The organism is Leeia sp. (genome assembly GCF_041909055.1).
GTDB lineage: Bacteria > Pseudomonadota > Gammaproteobacteria > Burkholderiales > Leeiaceae > Leeia > Leeia aquatica.
Map to the genome: position 1 here is coordinate 344,403 of NZ_JAYREC010000004.1, position 16,412 is coordinate 360,814.

Here is a 16,412-nt window from a genome sequence, read left to right on the forward strand (position 1 = left end):
TTGAACTGGAAGGAAACCACCATGTCTGCACACATCTCCAACGTCCGCCCGGATCCGGACAAAGTCCTGGTCGATATTGCCGACTACGTGCTCAACCACGTCGTCACCTCGCAAGAAGCCATGAACACCGCCCGCCTGTGCCTGATGGACACGCTGGGCTGCGGTCTGGAAGCGCTGGAATACCCGGCCTGCACCAAGCTGCTGGGGCCGGTGGTACCAGGCACCGTGGTGCCGAACGGCGCCAAGGTGCCGGGCACCCAGTTCCAGCTCGACCCGATCCAGGCCGCCTTCAACATCGGCGCCATGATCCGCTGGCTGGACTTTAACGACACATGGCTGGCCGCCGAATGGGGCCACCCGTCGGACAACCTGGGCGGCATCCTGGCGGTGGCCGACTGGCTGTCGCGCAGCCGTGTGGCGCAAGGCAAGGCCGCGCTGACCATGAAGGACGTGCTGGTGGCAATGGTCAAGGCTCACGAAATCCAGGGCTGCCTGGCACTGGAAAACTCCTTCAACCGCGTCGGCCTCGACCACGTGGTGCTGGTGAAAGTGGCCTCCACCGCCGTGGTCACCCACCTGCTGGGTGGCAGCCGCGAAGAGATCATCAACGCCCTGTCCCACGCCTGGGTGGATGGCCAAGCGCTGCGCACCTACCGCCACGCCCCGAACACTGGCAGCCGCAAGAGCTGGGCGGCGGGCGACGCCACCAGCCGCGCCGTGCGCCTGGCACTGATCGCCATGAAGGGGGAAATGGGCTACCCGAGCGTACTCAGTGCCAAGGGCTGGGGCTTCTACGATGTGCTGTTCAAGGGCAATGAATTCAAATTCCAGCGCCCGTATGGCAATTATGTGATGGAACACGTGCTGTTCAAGATCAGCTTCCCGGCAGAATTCCACGCCCAGACCGCCGTGGAGTGCGCGGTGAAGCTGCACCCGGTGGTGAAGGACCGGCTGGAAGACATTGAGAAGATCGTGATCACCACCCACGAATCCGCCATCCGCATCATCGACAAGAAGGGCCCGCTGAACAACCCGGCCGACCGCGACCACTGCATCCAGTACATGACCGCCATCGGCCTGATCAAGGGCGACCTGACGGCAGCCGACTATGAAGATGAGGTGGCCAACGACCCGCTGATCGACGACCTGCGCGACAAAATGGTGTGCGTGGAAGACCCGCAATACAGCGCCGACTACCACGACCCGGACAAGCGCAGCATTGCCAACTCCATCCAGGTGTTCTTCCGCGATGGCACCAAGACCGTACCGGTGAGCGTGGAATACCCGATCGGCCACCGTCGCCGCCGTGGCGAAGGCGTGCCGGTGCTGGAAGCCAAGTTCCGCCGCAATCTGGCCCGCTGCTTCCCGCTCAAGCAATCGCGCGCCATTCTGGACCTGTGCCAGGATCAGGCCCGGCTGGAAGCCACCCCGGTCAACGAGTTTGTCGATCTGTTCGTGATCTGATCGTCACAACCGCGTGACCTGTCGCCACAGGGGCACCCGTCACCGGGTGCCCCTGTGCTTTGGGGCCGCTGCCAGGCAACCGCCAGCCCGGTATACTCAAGCTTTGCGCCACACCCCACACCTGCCCATGATTGTCCTGCACACTGAACGCCTGACCCTGCGCCCGCTCGACCAGCGCGACGCCGCCTTCATGCTCGAGCTGCTCAACGACCCGGAATGGCTGCGCCTGATTGGCGACCGCCAAGTCCGCAACCTGGACGATGCTGCGCGCTATATCGAAGAGAACATTGTCAGCAGCTACCAGCAGCACGGCTTTGGCTTCTACGGCATTGAAATCAACGCCAGCGGCGCGCTGGCGGGCCTCTGTGGCCTGGTCAAGCGTGATTGGCTGGACCACATCGACCTCGGCTACGCCCTGCTGCCCGCCTGGCGCGGCCAGGGCATTGCCCGCGAAGCGGCACAGACCATGTTCCACTACGCCCGCGACACCCTGCGCCTGCCACGCCTGCTCGCCACCACCCGCAGCTACAACCACGGCTCGCAAAAGGTACTGGAATACATCGGCATGCAGTATGAACGAGACATCCCCCACCCCGATGGCAGCCGCATGCTGATGCTCTACAGCTGGCAGGCCGATCAGGCTCAGCCGCTGCTGGACCACGCTTAACGCTGCCCAGCCCGCATGGACCGACTCTACCCGGAGCGTTTCCCCACCGAGGCCACGCTGCCAGCACGCCTGCTGCAGCAGGCCCGCTATACCGATGCCTGGCGTATCCCGCTGCAACAGCCCGCGCTCAGCCCGCCAGCGCTGTTCCTCGCCGTGTTCGGCCACCGGCCCGGCTGGCTGAAAGGCCTGTTCCAGCTGCGCAACCTGCTGGTCCGCCCCTTTGGCCTTGCCGCCAGCAGCCGCCAGCAACTCGACGCCCAGCCCGACCCCGCCCACTGCAAGGTGGGCGATACCCTGCTCGGCTGGACCCTCTACCACCTCAGCGAACACGAGCTGGTGATTGGCCGCGACAATCCGCACCTGGATTTTCGCGTCATCATCCGCAAACAAGCCCGCCCCACCGGCACCGACGCCCTGTTCGCCACCCTCTGCGCCCCCCACAACACCGCAGGCCGCGCCTACCTCCGCGCCATCCTCCCCTTCCACCGCCCCGGCTTCCGCTGGCTACTGGCACGTGCGGTGGCAGCCGACCGGCTATAACGCACGGACTCAGCCAACAAACCTGCCTTGGCCCCGCCACCTCGCCAGGAGGCATGCCATGCAGAGACACCCTGAACCATTGGTCGGTACGGGTAGAGCGGGCATTGTCATCTCCAGAGCAAGCTGTCAGCATGCCCATGCTGCGACCTGTGTTCAGGCAGGAGCTGTTTCATGACTGCGTGCTGGGGTACATCCCGCTCTGGTGCGTGACCATAATGTTTCAGACAGGAGGTACAACGATGGGCAACAACCCGGTTGGCTGGTTTGAGATCTATGTACAGGACATGCCTCGCGCCAGAGCCTTTTATGAGGCTGTGTTTGCCGTCAAGCTGGACGCGCTGGAGGCGGGTGACATGGAGATGTGGTCTTTCCCGATGGACATGGCGCAGTATGGCTCGGGCGGGGCGCTGGTGAAGATGGAAGGCTGCCCCAGTGGCGGAGGGGGTACGCTGGTGTACTTCAGCAGTGAAGACTGTGCAGTGGAAGCGGCTCGTGCCGCACAGGCTGGGGGCAAGGTGTTCCGCGAAAAAATGTCCATCGGTCAGTACGGTTTTATTGCGCTGGTTACCGATACCGAAGGCAATATGATCGGACTGCATTCGCAACAATAAGCCCGGATACGGCCCCGCATGCCATGGTGGCGCGGGGCTATTTCACGCTCGGCCTAGTGAACGCTGCATCCACAGCTGCAGCATGTCCGGGCCCCAGTAGGCATAGGGCAGGATCATCACGCTGCGGGTACCCGGTGCGGTGAGAATGGGGAAAACGCCACCCCGTAGAAAACCATCCGGCAAGTGCTGGCGGTAGACCATGAACGAAGAGGTTGCCATGTCCTCGGTCGCGCCCAGGCTCGCGGGCAGAAGCAGGCCGAAGCTACGTTCCAGCTCCTGAGTCACGCTGTCGGCCAATACTTGCAGCTCCGGGCTGTCCGGCCGGGTGTGCTTCAAGTCAAAAATGGCCTGCCCCACCGCCCGCAGCCGCTGTGGTGCTGCGTCGAAGCTGGGCTCCGGGCTGTATACCAGCTGCGCCGGGCAATCCATGTCTCCCCATTGGAACAACTGGGAGTTTGCCTGCACCAGTGCACCCCACACCACACGCCCACGCTGGACCAACAGGCGCTGCTCTTCCCACACCTTGAACAGCGGATCACGACTCTCCATCCAGCCAGGTTGCGGGGCTGAAGCAAAACGCAGTAGCCGCAGCCAGCCCGGCCAACGTGTGAAACGGCGCCGACTGTCAGCGATCATCTGTTCATGTGAAGGTGTGCTCATCGGTGGGTTAAATCAAAACAGGTCATGATCAGGGTCACAAAACGGGCGCTCAAACGGGAGCCCGCTCCAGCTGGATGATCTCGTCGACGACTTTCCGACACATGGCCTCAGCCGCTTCAGAAGTTGCTGCGGTACAGATCACATGCCCCAGGCGATCATAAGAATCGATCATCTCTCCAACTTCGTCCCCTACGGTGCAGTTCAGGACCAGCTCAATCACACCGGGCAGGCTTCGCGCCTCATCGACACCGTGGATCGCCACCAACCGGCCAGGAGGGCTGACCACAAACTGGATGGCAACCGCCTGCTGGCAGGCGGGCTGGTGCAGCTCGCCTTGCTGTAAAGCGACCCAGCGCAGGGTCAGCTCAAAGACATCCACCCCAGTCGCCAGCTGCAGCAACTGGGCAATACGATCACCGCCAACCCGCGTATGGGTTTCGACAATGCGCGGCCCCGAGCTACCCAGTATCAGCTCGGTATGTGAAGGGCCCTCCTGCAACCCCACCCGATCCAGACAGTCGAACACCGCTTGTCGCAGTTGCTCCTGCTCCGTCGAAGACAACATGGCCGGGCCGACATGGCCCACCTCGATATAGGGGTTAGCCCAGCCCTCACCCAACTTGGCTTTCTGGTGGATGTTCAGCACGACATGACGCCCGTGAAAGCTGAATGCTTCGACAGAGAACTCCGGCCCCTCTACAAAGCGCTCGACCATGTAGTCTTCACCCACACCATCGGCAGGAAACACCGTGCGAAGCAGCGCCTCGTCAAACAGATCCAGCCGGATCACACCATAGCTGCCCATGCCCCGCTCTGGCTTCAGGATCACCGGGTAACCCTGCGCCTGCACGAAGGCCTGAAAATCTGCCACGGTGCTGACATGCAGTGCCGGGACCGAGTAGGGGCTGTCCGCCATGGCGGCCCGCATCTTCACCTTGTCACGAGTGCAAGCTACCACCTCAGCAGGCACTTTCGGTGTCAGTCCTAGCGCTAGATTCAGCTGAGCAGCCAGCTGCAAGGCGTTTTCCCCAAACGAGAGCACCTGATCAAACGGGTCGTCCTGATGAATGGCCTTGAGCACAGGCAACAGGCCGGGGTCTGTCAGAAAGTCCAGTCCCAGCCAGCGGGCCACCGCACGCCCTTCGTCCGGCATGCCTCGCTCCGGCCTATCCACCACCGTCAAACGAATGTCCAGTCGCGCTGCCGCAGCAAGCACTTCGGTCATCCCACCGATCAGCAATACATGTGGCATGGTGGTCCTCTTTATCGGCACCGCAACTGGGTTGTGCGCTGTCGTCATGTTGCTGTCAGCAGCAGATCACAATGAATCTGCAGAGCCTCAGTCGCATTACGGTGCAGCAGGAACCCCTGCTGCTGCAAGGCCTGTTGCACCTGTTGCACCACGGGCTGGAACCGGCTCACCCGCCGCGCCTGCCAGCTCGATGAAGTAAACACACCCAGCGGCAGCAGGCGTAAGCGACGGCCCTGCCAACGGATGGAAACATCGACATGATGACCATCCACATCATGACCATTGGCACCGAAGATATCGGCCACTTCGGCACGCCGCGCGGGGTACACTGCACGGAACACACCCATCCCGGCATAACGAAAAATCCGCCGAGCCAGGCCCAGACGGGCGCTTGGGGCTTCATAACCGCGGGTCAGGATCAGGCCTATCGAGTCCGGCAGACAGGCCGCTGCCTGCTGCAAGCGCAACCAGGCCTCTGGCGCCAGCACCACTTGCCGTGCAGGCCAACGCGGTTGTACTTCGAGCCGCCCCTGCATGCCCCGCGGCAAGGTCATCAACGGCATGGTCAAATCAGGCAATGTCCTTTTCTGTCATCTTGACAGCCTTTCTGCAAATCACGTTCACTGATGCGGCTACCTGCAGCACCCAGCAGATGAGGCTTACCCTCTCTGCATGTGCTGGCCTCGCATTGTAGGGGAAATGCATGACGTTACAAACCTGGATACTGTTTGCCTTTGCCACCCTGGGGCTGTCACTGACGCCAGGGCCGAATGGCATGCTGGCCCTGTCACATGGGGCCCTCTACGGCGTGCGGCGTACGCTGCTAACCATCAGTGGCGGGGTGCTGGGCTTTGTGCTGCTGCTGGGTTTGGCAATGTCCGGCATCAGTGCCATCCTGAAAACATCCAGTGCCGCGCTGGCCTGGCTCACCTGGCTGGGGGCAGCCTGGCTACTATGGCTTGGGGTTCAGCTGTGGCGCAGTCCGCCCTTGTCGCTGGAGAATATGAGCGCCGATCCGCGCGCGCACGGTTCATTGTTCCTGCAGGGCTTGCTGTCTGCTTTGTCCAACCCCAAGGTGTTGCTGTTTTTTGGTGCCTTCCTGACCCCATTCATCGCCCCATCCGCACCACTGCTGCCGCAGTTTGTGGTGATGGCCCTCACCTTCGCCGTCATCGAATTTGGCATTGAGCTGCTGCTGGCTGTGCTGGCGCAACGCATTCGTCCCTGGTTGCAGCGACTGGGTCACCGCTTCAACCAGATTTGCGCCGTGCTGTTTGGACTGATCGCGGTTGTGCTGGTCCTGGCGCACTGACCCACTATAGCCAGCGCTCCCCCGCGGGGGTCAACACGCGGGCTCGCAAGCGCGGCATGGCCTCCGGAGCAGCCATCTGCAGACAGGCATCCTGCAGAGGCAGGATGTCCAGCAAGGCCTGCACAGCTGACGCCTGCGGGTGTGACCAGTACAAACCCAGCAGTCTGACACCCTGATCAGGCAAGCGCTCCGCCGGGTGTATGCCCTCAGGCCATTCGATCAGCATGGGGAGTACCCCGCCCCAGGGCAAGCGTCCATCCTCAGGAATGCTGATTTGCCATAGCATGTCACCTCGGCTCATGGCGCATACCGTACCCACCTCTCCCTGCAAACGGGCAGCGGCGGCTTCTATGTCCACACATCGGGCCACCCAGCCACGCAGTGCGGGTGTCGCCATCGCGGGATCATCCAGCGCAAACCAGCGCGGGCGCTCAGGCGCGGCCAGATGCGGCGCAGGTGCAATCACTTCCAGATAGCAGCGCGGGCCCAATCGCAGCAGGCGGTTATGGGTGCCCATCAGCACATGCTCACCGCCAGGCTGTAAAGGGACACCCAGCTGCGCGCTGACCCAGGCAACGCCTGCCTCCAGTGAGGCAGCCGTCACCGTCAGATGATCAATCCGGCACGGTGGGGGTTTACCAGTCACGAGGGGCCACCAGGTCTTCTGCATCCGCCTGTGGGAAGCCATAGCAGCGCGCAATCAACATGAATTCGCCTGCAATATCATCCCGTGCCACCGTCTCCAGGTCACTCCCGGCATCCCAGAAAGCTTGCTGCAAGCGGTTGAAGGCTTCGGTTGCGGCGTGCGTTAGCGCATACAGTTCCTCGAGATCCTGAGGCTGATTCTCCTCGATGGCCTCGCACAGTTGCTGCAGAATGCCCCGCCCCAGGTCCAGCACATGGGGCGGGTAGTACGGGTCGCGATACAGTTCGGCCAGAAAGGCATGGTGGCGCAACTCGGTATTGCTCAATGGCATGCTCACCCCCGCAATGCATACGTCTGATTCCAACTGTAGCGCCTTCTGCGCTGGCTTGCCAGACTGGCCCACATGACAGTGGGCCGCTTGCAGCGTAAGCTGATGCCTCTCACTACGACAGGAGTACGGCCATGTCCCAACTCAAGGTACTCGGGCTTTGCGGCAGCTTGCGCAAGCATTCCACCAATATGGGCTTGCTCAAGTATGCCCAGGCGCATGCCCCCACCCAGATTGACCTGACCATAGCCGACCTGAGCGAGGTACCTTTTTACAACGCAGACCTGAGTACACCGCCCGCCGCAGCGGCAACCTTGCTACAGCAGTTTGAGGCCGCCGATGCACTGCTGCTGGCGTGCCCGGAATACAACTACTCGCTGGCGCCCGCCTTGAAGAACGCACTCGACTGGGCCTCCCGCGCCCCCGAAAACCGCCTGCTCAACAACAAGCCGGTTGCCATCATGGGGGCCGCGGGCGGCATGGGCAGCTCACGCGCGCAGTACCACCTGCGGCAAGTGTGCGTCTTCCTCAACCTGCATCCGCTGAACAAGCCGGAAGTGTTCAGCAATGCGTTCAGCAACAGCTTTGATGCCACCGGCCAACTGGTCGACGAAAAGGTGCAGCAACTGATTTTGCAACAACTGGCCGCCCTGTATGACTGGTCGGTACAACTGGGCTTCGGGCGGTCGCAGGCATGAGTTCAAGTTTGCTGGTGATCCTGACGCTGCTGCTCAGCATCGGGCTCACCTTGAGCTATGTGGGCAGCCTGATTGCGATGCTGAGTGCCTTTGGACAACGCAAACCGCTGGCTGGCCTGCTGATGTTGCTGTTGCCGCCACTGGCCCTGTTCTACAGCCTGCAGGATCGGTTAAAGCACCGCTATGCCCTGCGCTTGCTGACATTCGGGCTGCTCGCCCTGCTGCTCACGGCCTTGCTGGGCGCCTTGTTTGGCGACGCCCGCTTCTGGTCCTGGTTTTTTCAGGGCATGACCAGCAAGCCACCGGCCTGAGGCCATACCGGCAGCCCTATGGCGCCAGAAATCAACGCAGGGCCGCGTCCAGCCCTGCGGCCTCATACTGTCCATCTTCAGCCGGGTAGCGCAGGCCCTTCATCCCCTGCGCCTTGGCCAGGGACCAGAGCAGGCTTTCACCCGCAGGCAAGGTATCCGGCGTCATCGCATAGAGGGGGTCTGCATAGGCTTGGCGGGGGCTCACCACCTCCCAGCCCCGGCTGCGGAACAACGTAATGATGCTGCGGATATAGGCCGCATTGATGGCGTTGGTGTGCAGCAGCATCACATGCGAGGGGCTGCGGTGCAGTACGCTCTGTGCCAGTTGATCATAGTACTGCGCGCGGTCCCACAGGTGTTGCAGGTAGGCGGCCTGCAAGGTGGGCAGGCGGTCGGTCTTGCCTTCTTTCAGCAGCTGCAGGAAACGCTCGTTGTAGTACCAGTCACTGGTATCAATACTGACTGCAGCAGCTTGATAGCCATGCTCGCTCAGCCAGCGACGCACACCATCCCTCTTCTCCAGGGTATCACCCTCTTTCAGATAGGGGTAACGGAAACGGGGCGTCCAGCCCGGCAATACGCTCAGCAGCCGCTCAGCGCGCAGAATATCGGTCGTGTAGCGTGTCAGGGTCATGTCCTTGCCAGACAGACTCTTGTGGCAATGGGTGTGGTTACCGATCTGGTGGCCTGCCACTGACCACTGCCGCAGCAAGGCCATGCCCGCCTCACTCTCCACACGTTTGCCCGCAGGCAGGATCAAGCTCTGCACCTGCATGGCGGCCAGCCCGTCCAGCAGCTTCTGATTCCAGACCGCTGCCTCTTCGGCCTCCTCAGGACTAAAGCCATCATCAAAGGTCAAGGCAAGGGTGTGTGCACAGAGCAGCCCCGGTAGAACCAGCAGAAAATACCCCAGCCAGCGAAACATGCGTCATCACTTTGTCATAAATATTTTGCATGCTAAACTATGCAGACAACTGTGCCAACTGAACGGCTGGCCAGTCCCGGCCTGAAGATGCCGGGCAATACGGCCTTGGCATGCCCCCTTGCTGCGTCTATGATGAGCCATGGATGCACGACTCGACACCATCCTGTCGCCCGTTTACCTGCTGATTGCCCAAACCCGCCCAGAACGGAGTTGCCATGTCCAGTGCTGTTGTGGTTACTGATTGTGAAACCATTCTTCCCGACAATACCTTCATCTATTCCCGCACCGACTTGCGCGGCATCATCGTCGAGGCCAATCATGCCTTTGCCGAGATCAGTGGCTATGTCCCGGAGGAGCTGATTGGCAAGCCGCACAATGTGGTACGGCACCCGGACATGCCCAAAGAGGCCTTTACCGACCTGTGGCAGACGCTGAAAGCCGGCCGTCCCTGGCGTGGCCTGGTCAAGAACCGGCGCAGTGATGGTGGCTTCTACTGGGTGGTAGCCAATGCCTCACCGGTGCGTGAAAACGGTCAGGTGATCGGCTACCAGTCGGTGCGGACCAAACCCAGCCGTGAGCAGATTGCCGAAGCCGAAGCCATTTACCGCCGCATCCGTGCGGGCGACAAAAGCCTCAGCATCGAGCAAGGCCGTGTGGTGCGCAAACTGCCAGCGTGGCTGGACTGGCTGATGAGCCTCTCCGGGCACATGGCCATCCTCGCTTTTGTATTCGGCCTGCATGCCTTGTTTGGTCTGTTCGACCTCCTGCAAATCCATACACCGGCGTGGATGGGTGACGGACTGGACATGCTGTCGATCCCGATTTTTCTGTACATCGTGCTCTTCTTCATCCCCAAGCTGAACCGAGATGTCCACACCATCGACGATTACTTTGAAAAGGCCTCACAAACTGGAGATCTCTCCGGTGAAATGAAGCTTAACCGGCGCGACCAGCTGGGCCGGGTGGCCCGGCAGGCTTATGGGCTGGTCTCCTCACTGCGTGCCGCCTTGCTATGCGTGCAAGATGCCACCGTCCAGGTAGCCCGAGCCAGTAGCGATATGGGGGAGCAGGTCACCCAGGTAGAACAATCCGCGCACGAGCAGAACCGTGCCACTGGCTCTACCGCTGCCGCGCTGGAAGAAATGTCCGCCTCGGTGCTGCATGTGGCCGAGATGGCCGGTAAAGCCGGTGCGTCAACCCGCGAAGTCGGGCAACAAGCCCAGCACAGTGCAGACACCGCCAATCAGGCAGCGGCGGGTATCTTGCGGCTGGCCGACACGGTCAAAGCCTCATCCCGCACCGTAGAAGCGCTGGGGCACAGCTCCACCGAGATCGGCAATATTGCCAGCCTGATCAAGGAAATCGCCGGGCAAACCAATCTGCTGGCCCTGAATGCCGCCATTGAAGCCGCGCGCGCCGGGGAGCAAGGCCGAGGCTTTGCCGTGGTGGCCGATGAAGTGCGCAAGCTGGCAGAACGCACCACCTCAGCCACCGGGCAGATTGATGAGTTGATCGGCAAGATCCGGCAGGATGCCGAGCAAGCGGTCAGCAGCATGCAGAGCGGTGCGCAACAGGTGGAAGACAGCGTGCAGAAGGTGGAGGAAGCCCGCCAGTCGCTACAGACCATCAACACCCATATGCAGCTGACCGTGACCGAGGTCAATGGCATCGCCAACGCGGCGCATGAAGAAAGCCAGGCCATGGGCAGCATCTCGCAAGATGTCTCGCAAGTGGTATCACTGACCGACTCCACCCTGCATGCAGTGGAAGCCACCCGTGACGAATTTGCCAAACTCAACCGGGTACTGGAGCGCATGCAGCTCTCCGTCAAGCAGTTCCGCCTGTAATCCTCTCGCTTAGTACCGGCCCCTGCGGGGGCCAGTACCGGAACCTTCATGCCTGAATCTTCGTTGCAGATACGACCGGCTCTGCCCGCCGAGTATCCGGTGATTGCCCGCCTGCATGCCGATAACTGGCAGCATGCCTATGCCGGGCAACTGTCGGCAGCGTGGCTGACCCATCACGTTCACGCTGACCGCTTGCAATGCTGGCAGCAGCGCATGGCACAGATCGACCCAAGTCAGCGGGTATGCCTGGTAGAAGCGGATGGGCTCGCCATTGGCTTTGCCTGCCTTTATCTGCAACATGACCCGGCGCGGGGGCACTATCTGGATAACCTGCATGTGCTGCGTCACTGGCAAGGCCGTGGTATCGGCAGGCAGCTGATGCAGGCTATTGCTGCGATGTGCCAGCAGGATGATCCCAGCCAGGGCTTGTACCTGTGGACCACCACACAGAATCATGCCGCCCAGCAGTTTTATCAAGCCATCGGCGCACGCTGTGAGGGCGAATCCGTGTGGGAAGCACCAGACGGCAACCGCATCCCCTGTGTGGGTTATCAGTGGAGCGCAGCTCAGCTGGCTGCCGCAGAGACTTTCATGCAAAATGCATGAATGAACCGAATTATTCCCTTACTGTGCCTGCTGCTGGCGGCCTGCCAGGATCAGGGCACAAACCCCACGCCACCCGCCAGTACGGCTGATGTTGTGCTGCCGGTCCCGCAACATAGGGTGACCGATGACTTCCTTCTGACGGCAGAAGCCCGGCAGATCGAATCACTGGGTGGCATCCGCAGCATCGTGATCCGCTGTCATTGCGCGGAGCAAGACATCATACGTGACGATCAGGCCAGCGGTCTGGTACTGGACATGTCAGGCCAGCAGGGTAGCCAGGGTTACCACGGTGAGCAAAGCGTTCCCGGGCAGATGCAGCCGCGAGACCTGCTGTTTGACCGGAGCGTCCGGGGAGATACGCTGACCTTGCACAGCCGGGAGTGGCTTTACGTTCACCACTTCAGCCAGATCACCCGGCTGCAGGTCCGGCTGCCCAGCCGGATTACCCTGCGGTTTGAACCGCTGAGTGAGGAAGAGCTGTATCAGCACAGCCCATTCAAGGCTCGATAAAGGGAGGCTGGTGCTGATACTCCTGTTGCCACTTGCTCCACCACTGAGGGAAGGCGTCAGCAGGCATGGGTCTGGCAATGCTGTAACCCTGACCATGATCACAACCCAAGGCCCGCAGCAAAGCCCATTGTGACGGGTCCTCCACCCCTTCTGCAGTCACATGTACACCGAACCCCTTGCCGAGCGCGGCGACCGAGCGGACGATGGAAGCATCCCGGCTGCCCGCCTGCAGCTGCCGCACAAACATCTGGTCGATCTTGATTTCGGCAATGTCCATCTCGCGCAGGTAGCCGAGGGAGGTATAACCCGCCCCGAAGTCATCCACCGAGATGGCCAGCTGATTGCTGCGGAACGCTTCCAGTACCGTCATGGCCTGGTTCGGATTAGCGATCAGGGCCGTTTCAGTCAGCTCGATCATCAAGGCCTCGGGTGGCAAGCCCAGTTCATATAGCCGGCTGGTCAGGCGGGTCAGAAACTGGGCGTCGTCGATCAGGCGGGCCGAGAGGTTGACCGAGACTGGAAACTGCCAGCCCTGTGCCCGCCATTGCACGGCTTGCTGCATGGCCAGCTCGAAAATCATGTCATTGAGCGGATGAATGATGGATGCCCGTTCTGCTACCGGAATGAACTCCGCGGGCGAGATGTTCACGCCCTCCCGGGTTCGCCACCGTACCAGGGCCTCCACCCCCACCAGCTGCCCATTTTGCAGGCTGATCTTCGGCTGGTAGTGCAGGGAAAGCTCTTGGCGCTCCAGCGCTTCGGACAGGCGGTGCGCCAGCAGCACCGGGCTGGGCTGGGGTCCGCTGCTGGGCTGCAGGTCACTGTACAGCATGTAACCCCGGCTACCTTGCTTGGCGGCAGCCATGGCATCGTCTGCATGGGTCAGCAGGTCGCGCCGGTTATTCCCATTGAGCGGGTAAAACACGATGCCGATGGAGATGTCGATGCTGACCACCTCCCCACCCACCGCAATTGGCTGGCGGATGGCGCTGCAGATTTTCTCTGCCAGCAGCACCGCATCTTCCGGTGTTTCCATTTCCACCAGCGTTGCGGCGAACTCATCTCCGCCCAGACGGGCAAACAAGTCGCTCGGGCGGGCGACAGACTGCAATCGTCTCGCCACCTCGACCAGCAACTGATCTCCAGCCTCATGCCCCAGGCGGTCATTGACCTCCTTGAACATATTCAGGTTCAGCAGGAACAGGGCAAAGCTGTTGCGCGAGGTGCTGCGTGATGCAGCAAAAAACAGGTTCTCGAGATGATCAAAGAAAAGGTTGCGGTTCGGCAGGTTGGTCAATGGGTCGTACAAGCTCATCCGCCGCAGTTTCTGCTCGGCTTCAGCCACTTCCTGCATCAGCTTTTGATGATGCAGGCCATTGTCGATGGCTGTCAGCAACTTTTCTGCACTGATCTGGTGCTTGGTCAGGTAGTCAAACACGCCCCGCCGCATGGCCTCGGCCGCAATATTGTCATCACCCAGCCCGGTGACCATGATGACCGGAAAATCCGGTCCCAGCTTGCCCTGCAGGCTGGGCAGCAAATCCATGCCGTTCACATCACCCAGCTGATAATCCAGTACCACGCAATCAAACACCCCGCTCACCAGCCGGGTGAGTGCTTCTTCACCGGAGCTGGCTTCCGTCACATCGGCATCACGTTGCGAGCGGTTCAGCAGGCGCGCCAGCCGCTCACGATCCACATCATCGTCGTCGACGATGAGGATGCGCAGGCGCGGCAGTTCGCTCGACGGATTCATGGCAGGCTCACACTACCGTGATACTCTTCCAGCAAACGCGCCAGCCGGCTGAACTGGGGGCCTACGGCTGATTTCACCATATAACCCGCCACATGGTGATGATAGGCACGGCTTTTGTCAGTATCGGCGTCGGACGTAGTCAGAATGAAAATGATCAGACTGCCCAGATCAGGGTCATTACGTACCACTTCCAGAAACTCAAAACCGTTCATGCGCGGCATGTTGAGGTCCAGCAAGACCAGCATGGGGCGCTTGATTTTGCGATCCGGATGCTGCCCGCGCAAGATATCCAGCGCCACCTGACCATCCTCCGCCATGACCACCGGACAATCCAGACTGTATTTCCGCAAGCCCCGGAGTACGGCTTCAGCCGCTACATCATCATCGTCAACCAACAGGATATTGAGGTTCACAGCGCTCCCCCTGTTTGCATCCGTTGCTGAAAGCGGGGCCACCAGAAGCGAAACTCGGCGCCACGCCCTTCCCCGGCTCCCCCGGTATGTACCTCAATCCTTCCGCCATGGCTCTCTACCAGCCGACGGGTAATGGCCAGCCCGATCCCGGCCCCTTGGCGAGAGGACGCGGAAGCGGTCTGGAACAGCATGAAGATGCGTTCCAGGCTGGCCTCAGGAATACCGGGACCATCATCTGACAGGCTAAAACGGCAAAAAGCATCTTCTTCGGTTACCCGCAAGCGCAACTGCCCCTGCGCCCGATCGTGATGCTTGACCGCATTGCTGATCAGATTACGCAGCACCGTTTCCAAGGGGGTGCGCGCAGCAGGGAATGGTCCCACCCGGATATCCCGCTCCAGTGCAAACCCTTCCGGCAAGGGGCTCATCTCCAGAATGCTGTCCAGCAGGGCTTGCACATCGACAAGCTCAAGCTCGGTACTGGCCTTGCCAGCCCGGGCATAGGCCAGCAGGTCATCAATCACCCGCTCCATGCGCGCCACCCGAGTGCGAATGCGCTCCAGATTATTGCCCAGCTTGTCATACGCGGCGGACTGCAAATCCTCATGCATCCATTCCGCCAGATCCCCGATACCGTGCAGCGGGGAACGCAGGTCATGCGATGCCACATAGGTAAATTGCTCAAGGTGGGCATTGGCCTGCCGCAGCGAATTTTCCACCCGCTTGCGGGCTGAAATATCGGTAACCACCGCCATCACCATCTGCTGGCCATCCCACACCAAGGGTGCCAGACCAATCTCCACCGGAAACTCGCTGCCATCGCGGTGTCGCCCCATCAGGTCCCGCCCCATGCCCATGCGGTGGTGGCGTGGGGCACGGCTGTATGCAGTGCGCAAAGGGGGGTGGCCCGCAGCATGCCGCTCCGGGATCAGCACTTCGACAGGCTGACCCACCAGTTCATCGGCACGGTAACCGAAAGCCTGTGCCACCAGATGGTTCAGGAAGCGGATGCGGCCCTCCTGACTGACCACCAGCACGCCATAGGGTGCAGCCTGCACCAGATCACGGAAGGAGTGTTCAATCTTGCGCCGCTCACTGATATCTACCACCGAGGCCAGCACCCCTTGTCCAGAAGGGGTCTGCACGGGGGCCAGACCAATTTCCAGCGGAAACTCGCTGCCATCGGCACGGCGCCCAAACAGCTCGCGCCCCACCCCCATGCGGCGTGCCTCAGGCTGGACGGAGTACATGGTGCGCATGCCTGCGTGTCCATTGCGATAGCGTTCAGGCAGCAACACTTCAATCAACTGCCCGGTCAGGCTGCCGGCTTCGTAACCAAACATGGTCTCGATCGCCGGGTTGGCTTGCAGGATATGACCACCGTCATCCACCAGCAGCAAGCCCACCGGAGCAGCCGCCAGCATAGGGTCGGCCCAGCCTTGCCGGGCCGCAGCTTGCGGCAAGGCCATCAGCAAAACCTGCTGGCCCGCCTGCTCTCCCATCCGGGCGGTGAGGCACAAATTTGGTGCCCCGGCCAGGCTGAGCTGCACATTGCCCTGACTATCCGGCTCACTCAGCGCACTGATGAAGTCAGCCCGCGAATGGCCGGGGCCTATCGGGATGCCCAAGGATGCCAGCCATTCACGCAACGGGGCGTTCAGATAGCACACTTGTGCCTCATCCAGCACCAACACCCCTTGGGTCAGCTGATCGGTAACCCACTGCAATGCAGGGGAACATACCGTCCCGACTTGATTGTGTTCCAAAGCATGGCTCCTTGCGGATCCACAGGCTAAACCGGCCTGCATGCTTTGGTATGGTAAGCTGCTGCAGAAAAAGCAAGATCAACTGGACGAGTGGACAGCC

The 16,412-nt window shown here is 61.2% G+C and carries 19 protein-coding genes; 10 read left to right on the top strand and 9 right to left on the bottom strand.

The features are described 5' to 3' along the window. Nucleotides 1-21 precede the first annotated feature (21 nt). From ACE3O2_RS12545 to ACE3O2_RS12560, 4 genes are all read left to right on the top strand, one after another. Entirely contained in the window at nt 22-1,464 is a 1,443-nt protein-coding gene (locus ACE3O2_RS12545) for a bifunctional 2-methylcitrate dehydratase/aconitate hydratase (RefSeq protein WP_374337989.1), read from the top strand. A 127-nt stretch (nt 1,465-1,591) separates the two neighbouring features. After that, the gene (locus ACE3O2_RS12550) at nt 1,592-2,131 is read left to right on the top strand and encodes a GNAT family N-acetyltransferase (RefSeq protein ID WP_374337991.1); all 540 of its coding nucleotides are present in this window, start codon (nt 1,592-1,594) and stop codon (nt 2,129-2,131) included. Nucleotides 2,132-2,146: 15 nt separating this feature from the next. Then, complete coding sequence (locus ACE3O2_RS12555; protein ID WP_374337993.1) at nt 2,147-2,671, top strand: DUF2867 domain-containing protein; 525 nt, start codon at nt 2,147-2,149, stop codon at nt 2,669-2,671. 239 nt (nt 2,672-2,910) lie between these two features. Beyond that, nucleotides 2,911-3,282, top strand: coding sequence for a VOC family protein (locus ACE3O2_RS12560; RefSeq protein ID WP_168877335.1), 372 nt, complete (start codon nt 2,911-2,913; stop codon nt 3,280-3,282). 42 nt (nt 3,283-3,324) lie between these two features. Here the strand turns inward: ACE3O2_RS12560 and ACE3O2_RS12565 are convergent, their stop codons facing one another. Genes ACE3O2_RS12565 through ACE3O2_RS12575 form a run of 3 tightly spaced genes read right to left on the bottom strand, consistent with a single transcriptional unit; the run spans nt 3,325 to nt 5,757 of the window. After that, a complete protein-coding gene (locus ACE3O2_RS12565) occupies nt 3,325-3,942 on the bottom strand; it encodes a hypothetical protein (protein WP_374337995.1) in 618 nt (205 codons plus the stop codon). A 49-nt stretch (nt 3,943-3,991) separates the two neighbouring features. After that, nucleotides 3,992-5,194, bottom strand: coding sequence for an ATP-grasp domain-containing protein (locus ACE3O2_RS12570; protein WP_374337997.1), 1,203 nt, complete (start codon nt 5,192-5,194; stop codon nt 3,992-3,994). Nucleotides 5,195-5,238: 44 nt separating this feature from the next. Beyond that, nucleotides 5,239-5,757, bottom strand: a complete 519-nt coding sequence (locus ACE3O2_RS12575; protein WP_374337999.1) for a hypothetical protein — start codon at nt 5,755-5,757, stop codon at nt 5,239-5,241. A 140-nt stretch (nt 5,758-5,897) separates the two neighbouring features. Between ACE3O2_RS12575 and ACE3O2_RS12580 the strand changes: the two genes are divergently transcribed. After that, on the top strand, nt 5,898-6,506 hold the full coding sequence (locus ACE3O2_RS12580; RefSeq protein ID WP_374338001.1) for a LysE family translocator: 609 nt from the start codon (nt 5,898-5,900) through the stop codon (nt 6,504-6,506). Between the two features lie 4 nt (nt 6,507-6,510). Here ACE3O2_RS12580 and ACE3O2_RS12585 read toward each other — a convergent pair whose 3' ends face one another. Both ACE3O2_RS12585 and ACE3O2_RS12590 read right to left on the bottom strand, forming a co-directional pair. Next, a complete protein-coding gene (locus tag ACE3O2_RS12585) occupies nt 6,511-7,152 on the bottom strand; it encodes a VOC family protein (protein WP_374338003.1) in 642 nt (213 codons plus the stop codon). After that, nucleotides 7,142-7,483 (bottom strand): DUF5713 family protein, encoded by a 342-nt coding sequence (locus ACE3O2_RS12590; protein ID WP_168877340.1) that lies wholly within the window; start codon nt 7,481-7,483, stop codon nt 7,142-7,144. Before ACE3O2_RS12590 ends, ACE3O2_RS12585 begins: the two co-directional genes overlap by 11 nt. A 131-nt stretch (nt 7,484-7,614) precedes the next feature. On the opposite strand from ACE3O2_RS12590, the gene ACE3O2_RS12595 reads away from it, so the two are divergent. Together ACE3O2_RS12595 and ACE3O2_RS12600 are read left to right on the top strand one after the other, a co-directional pair. After that, entirely contained in the window at nt 7,615-8,178 is a 564-nt protein-coding gene (locus ACE3O2_RS12595; RefSeq protein ID WP_374338005.1) for an NADPH-dependent FMN reductase, read from the top strand. Continuing rightward, entirely contained in the window at nt 8,175-8,489 is a 315-nt protein-coding gene (locus ACE3O2_RS12600) for a hypothetical protein (RefSeq protein WP_374338007.1), read from the top strand. The genes ACE3O2_RS12595 and ACE3O2_RS12600 overlap by 4 nt, the downstream gene beginning before the upstream one ends. A gap of 31 nt (nt 8,490-8,520) precedes the next feature. Here the strand turns inward: ACE3O2_RS12600 and ACE3O2_RS12605 are convergent, their stop codons facing one another. Next, a complete protein-coding gene (locus ACE3O2_RS12605) occupies nt 8,521-9,414 on the bottom strand; it encodes a polysaccharide deacetylase family protein (RefSeq protein WP_374338009.1) in 894 nt (297 codons plus the stop codon). A 215-nt stretch (nt 9,415-9,629) separates the two neighbouring features. Between ACE3O2_RS12605 and ACE3O2_RS12610 the strand changes: the two genes are divergently transcribed. Genes ACE3O2_RS12610 through ACE3O2_RS12620 form a run of 3 tightly spaced genes read left to right on the top strand, consistent with a single transcriptional unit; the run spans nt 9,630 to nt 12,377 of the window. Continuing rightward, nucleotides 9,630-11,261 carry a methyl-accepting chemotaxis protein gene (locus ACE3O2_RS12610; RefSeq protein WP_374338011.1) on the top strand — a complete coding sequence of 544 codons (1,632 nt, stop codon included), beginning with the start codon at nt 9,630-9,632 and terminating at the stop codon, nt 11,259-11,261. Nucleotides 11,262-11,309: 48 nt separating this feature from the next. Beyond that, complete coding sequence (locus ACE3O2_RS12615; protein ID WP_168877345.1) at nt 11,310-11,867, top strand: GNAT family N-acetyltransferase; 558 nt, start codon at nt 11,310-11,312, stop codon at nt 11,865-11,867. Further along, nucleotides 11,868-12,377 carry a hypothetical protein gene (locus ACE3O2_RS12620; protein WP_374338013.1) on the top strand — a complete coding sequence of 170 codons (510 nt, stop codon included), beginning with the start codon at nt 11,868-11,870 and terminating at the stop codon, nt 12,375-12,377. Here ACE3O2_RS12620 and ACE3O2_RS12625 read toward each other — a convergent pair. From ACE3O2_RS12625 to ACE3O2_RS12635, 3 genes are read right to left on the bottom strand one after another with little or no spacing between them, the layout of a single operon-like run. Continuing rightward, complete coding sequence (locus ACE3O2_RS12625) at nt 12,364-14,133, bottom strand: putative bifunctional diguanylate cyclase/phosphodiesterase (protein ID WP_374338015.1); 1,770 nt, start codon at nt 14,131-14,133, stop codon at nt 12,364-12,366. The two genes, ACE3O2_RS12620 and ACE3O2_RS12625, sit on opposite strands and share 14 nt — an antisense overlap. Further along, a complete protein-coding gene (locus ACE3O2_RS12630; RefSeq protein WP_374338017.1) occupies nt 14,130-14,546 on the bottom strand; it encodes a response regulator in 417 nt (138 codons plus the stop codon). Before ACE3O2_RS12630 ends, ACE3O2_RS12625 begins: the two co-directional genes overlap by 4 nt. Then, nucleotides 14,543-16,312, bottom strand: coding sequence for a PAS domain S-box protein (locus ACE3O2_RS12635; RefSeq protein ID WP_374338019.1), 1,770 nt, complete (start codon nt 16,310-16,312; stop codon nt 14,543-14,545). Before ACE3O2_RS12635 ends, ACE3O2_RS12630 begins: the two co-directional genes overlap by 4 nt. Nucleotides 16,313-16,412 lie beyond the last annotated feature (100 nt).

Excerpts from the sequence above, each read along its gene's own strand:
- ACE3O2_RS12545 (WP_374337989.1), top strand. The coding sequence starts at position 22 with ATGTCTGCACACATCTCCAACGTCCGCCCGGATCCGGACAAAGTCCTG.
- ACE3O2_RS12550 (WP_374337991.1), top strand. The coding sequence starts at position 1,592 with ATGATTGTCCTGCACACTGAACGCCTGACCCTGCGCCCGCTCGACCAG.
- ACE3O2_RS12555 (WP_374337993.1), top strand. The coding sequence starts at position 2,147 with ATGGACCGACTCTACCCGGAGCGTTTCCCCACCGAGGCCACGCTGCCA.
- ACE3O2_RS12560 (WP_168877335.1), top strand. The coding sequence starts at position 2,911 with ATGGGCAACAACCCGGTTGGCTGGTTTGAGATCTATGTACAGGACATG.
- ACE3O2_RS12565 (WP_374337995.1), bottom strand. The coding sequence starts at position 3,942 with ATGAGCACACCTTCACATGAACAGATGATCGCTGACAGTCGGCGCCGT.
- ACE3O2_RS12570 (WP_374337997.1), bottom strand. The coding sequence starts at position 5,194 with ATGCCACATGTATTGCTGATCGGTGGGATGACCGAAGTGCTTGCTGCG.
- ACE3O2_RS12575 (WP_374337999.1), bottom strand. The coding sequence starts at position 5,757 with ATGCCGTTGATGACCTTGCCGCGGGGCATGCAGGGGCGGCTCGAAGTA.
- ACE3O2_RS12580 (WP_374338001.1), top strand. The coding sequence starts at position 5,898 with ATGACGTTACAAACCTGGATACTGTTTGCCTTTGCCACCCTGGGGCTG.
- ACE3O2_RS12590 (WP_168877340.1), bottom strand. The coding sequence starts at position 7,483 with ATGCCATTGAGCAATACCGAGTTGCGCCACCATGCCTTTCTGGCCGAA.
- ACE3O2_RS12595 (WP_374338005.1), top strand. The coding sequence starts at position 7,615 with ATGTCCCAACTCAAGGTACTCGGGCTTTGCGGCAGCTTGCGCAAGCAT.
- ACE3O2_RS12600 (WP_374338007.1), top strand. The coding sequence starts at position 8,175 with ATGAGTTCAAGTTTGCTGGTGATCCTGACGCTGCTGCTCAGCATCGGG.
- ACE3O2_RS12605 (WP_374338009.1), bottom strand. The coding sequence starts at position 9,414 with ATGTTTCGCTGGCTGGGGTATTTTCTGCTGGTTCTACCGGGGCTGCTC.
- ACE3O2_RS12610 (WP_374338011.1), top strand. The coding sequence starts at position 9,630 with ATGTCCAGTGCTGTTGTGGTTACTGATTGTGAAACCATTCTTCCCGAC.
- ACE3O2_RS12615 (WP_168877345.1), top strand. The coding sequence starts at position 11,310 with ATGCCTGAATCTTCGTTGCAGATACGACCGGCTCTGCCCGCCGAGTAT.
- ACE3O2_RS12620 (WP_374338013.1), top strand. The coding sequence starts at position 11,868 with ATGAACCGAATTATTCCCTTACTGTGCCTGCTGCTGGCGGCCTGCCAG.
- ACE3O2_RS12625 (WP_374338015.1), bottom strand. The coding sequence starts at position 14,133 with ATGAATCCGTCGAGCGAACTGCCGCGCCTGCGCATCCTCATCGTCGAC.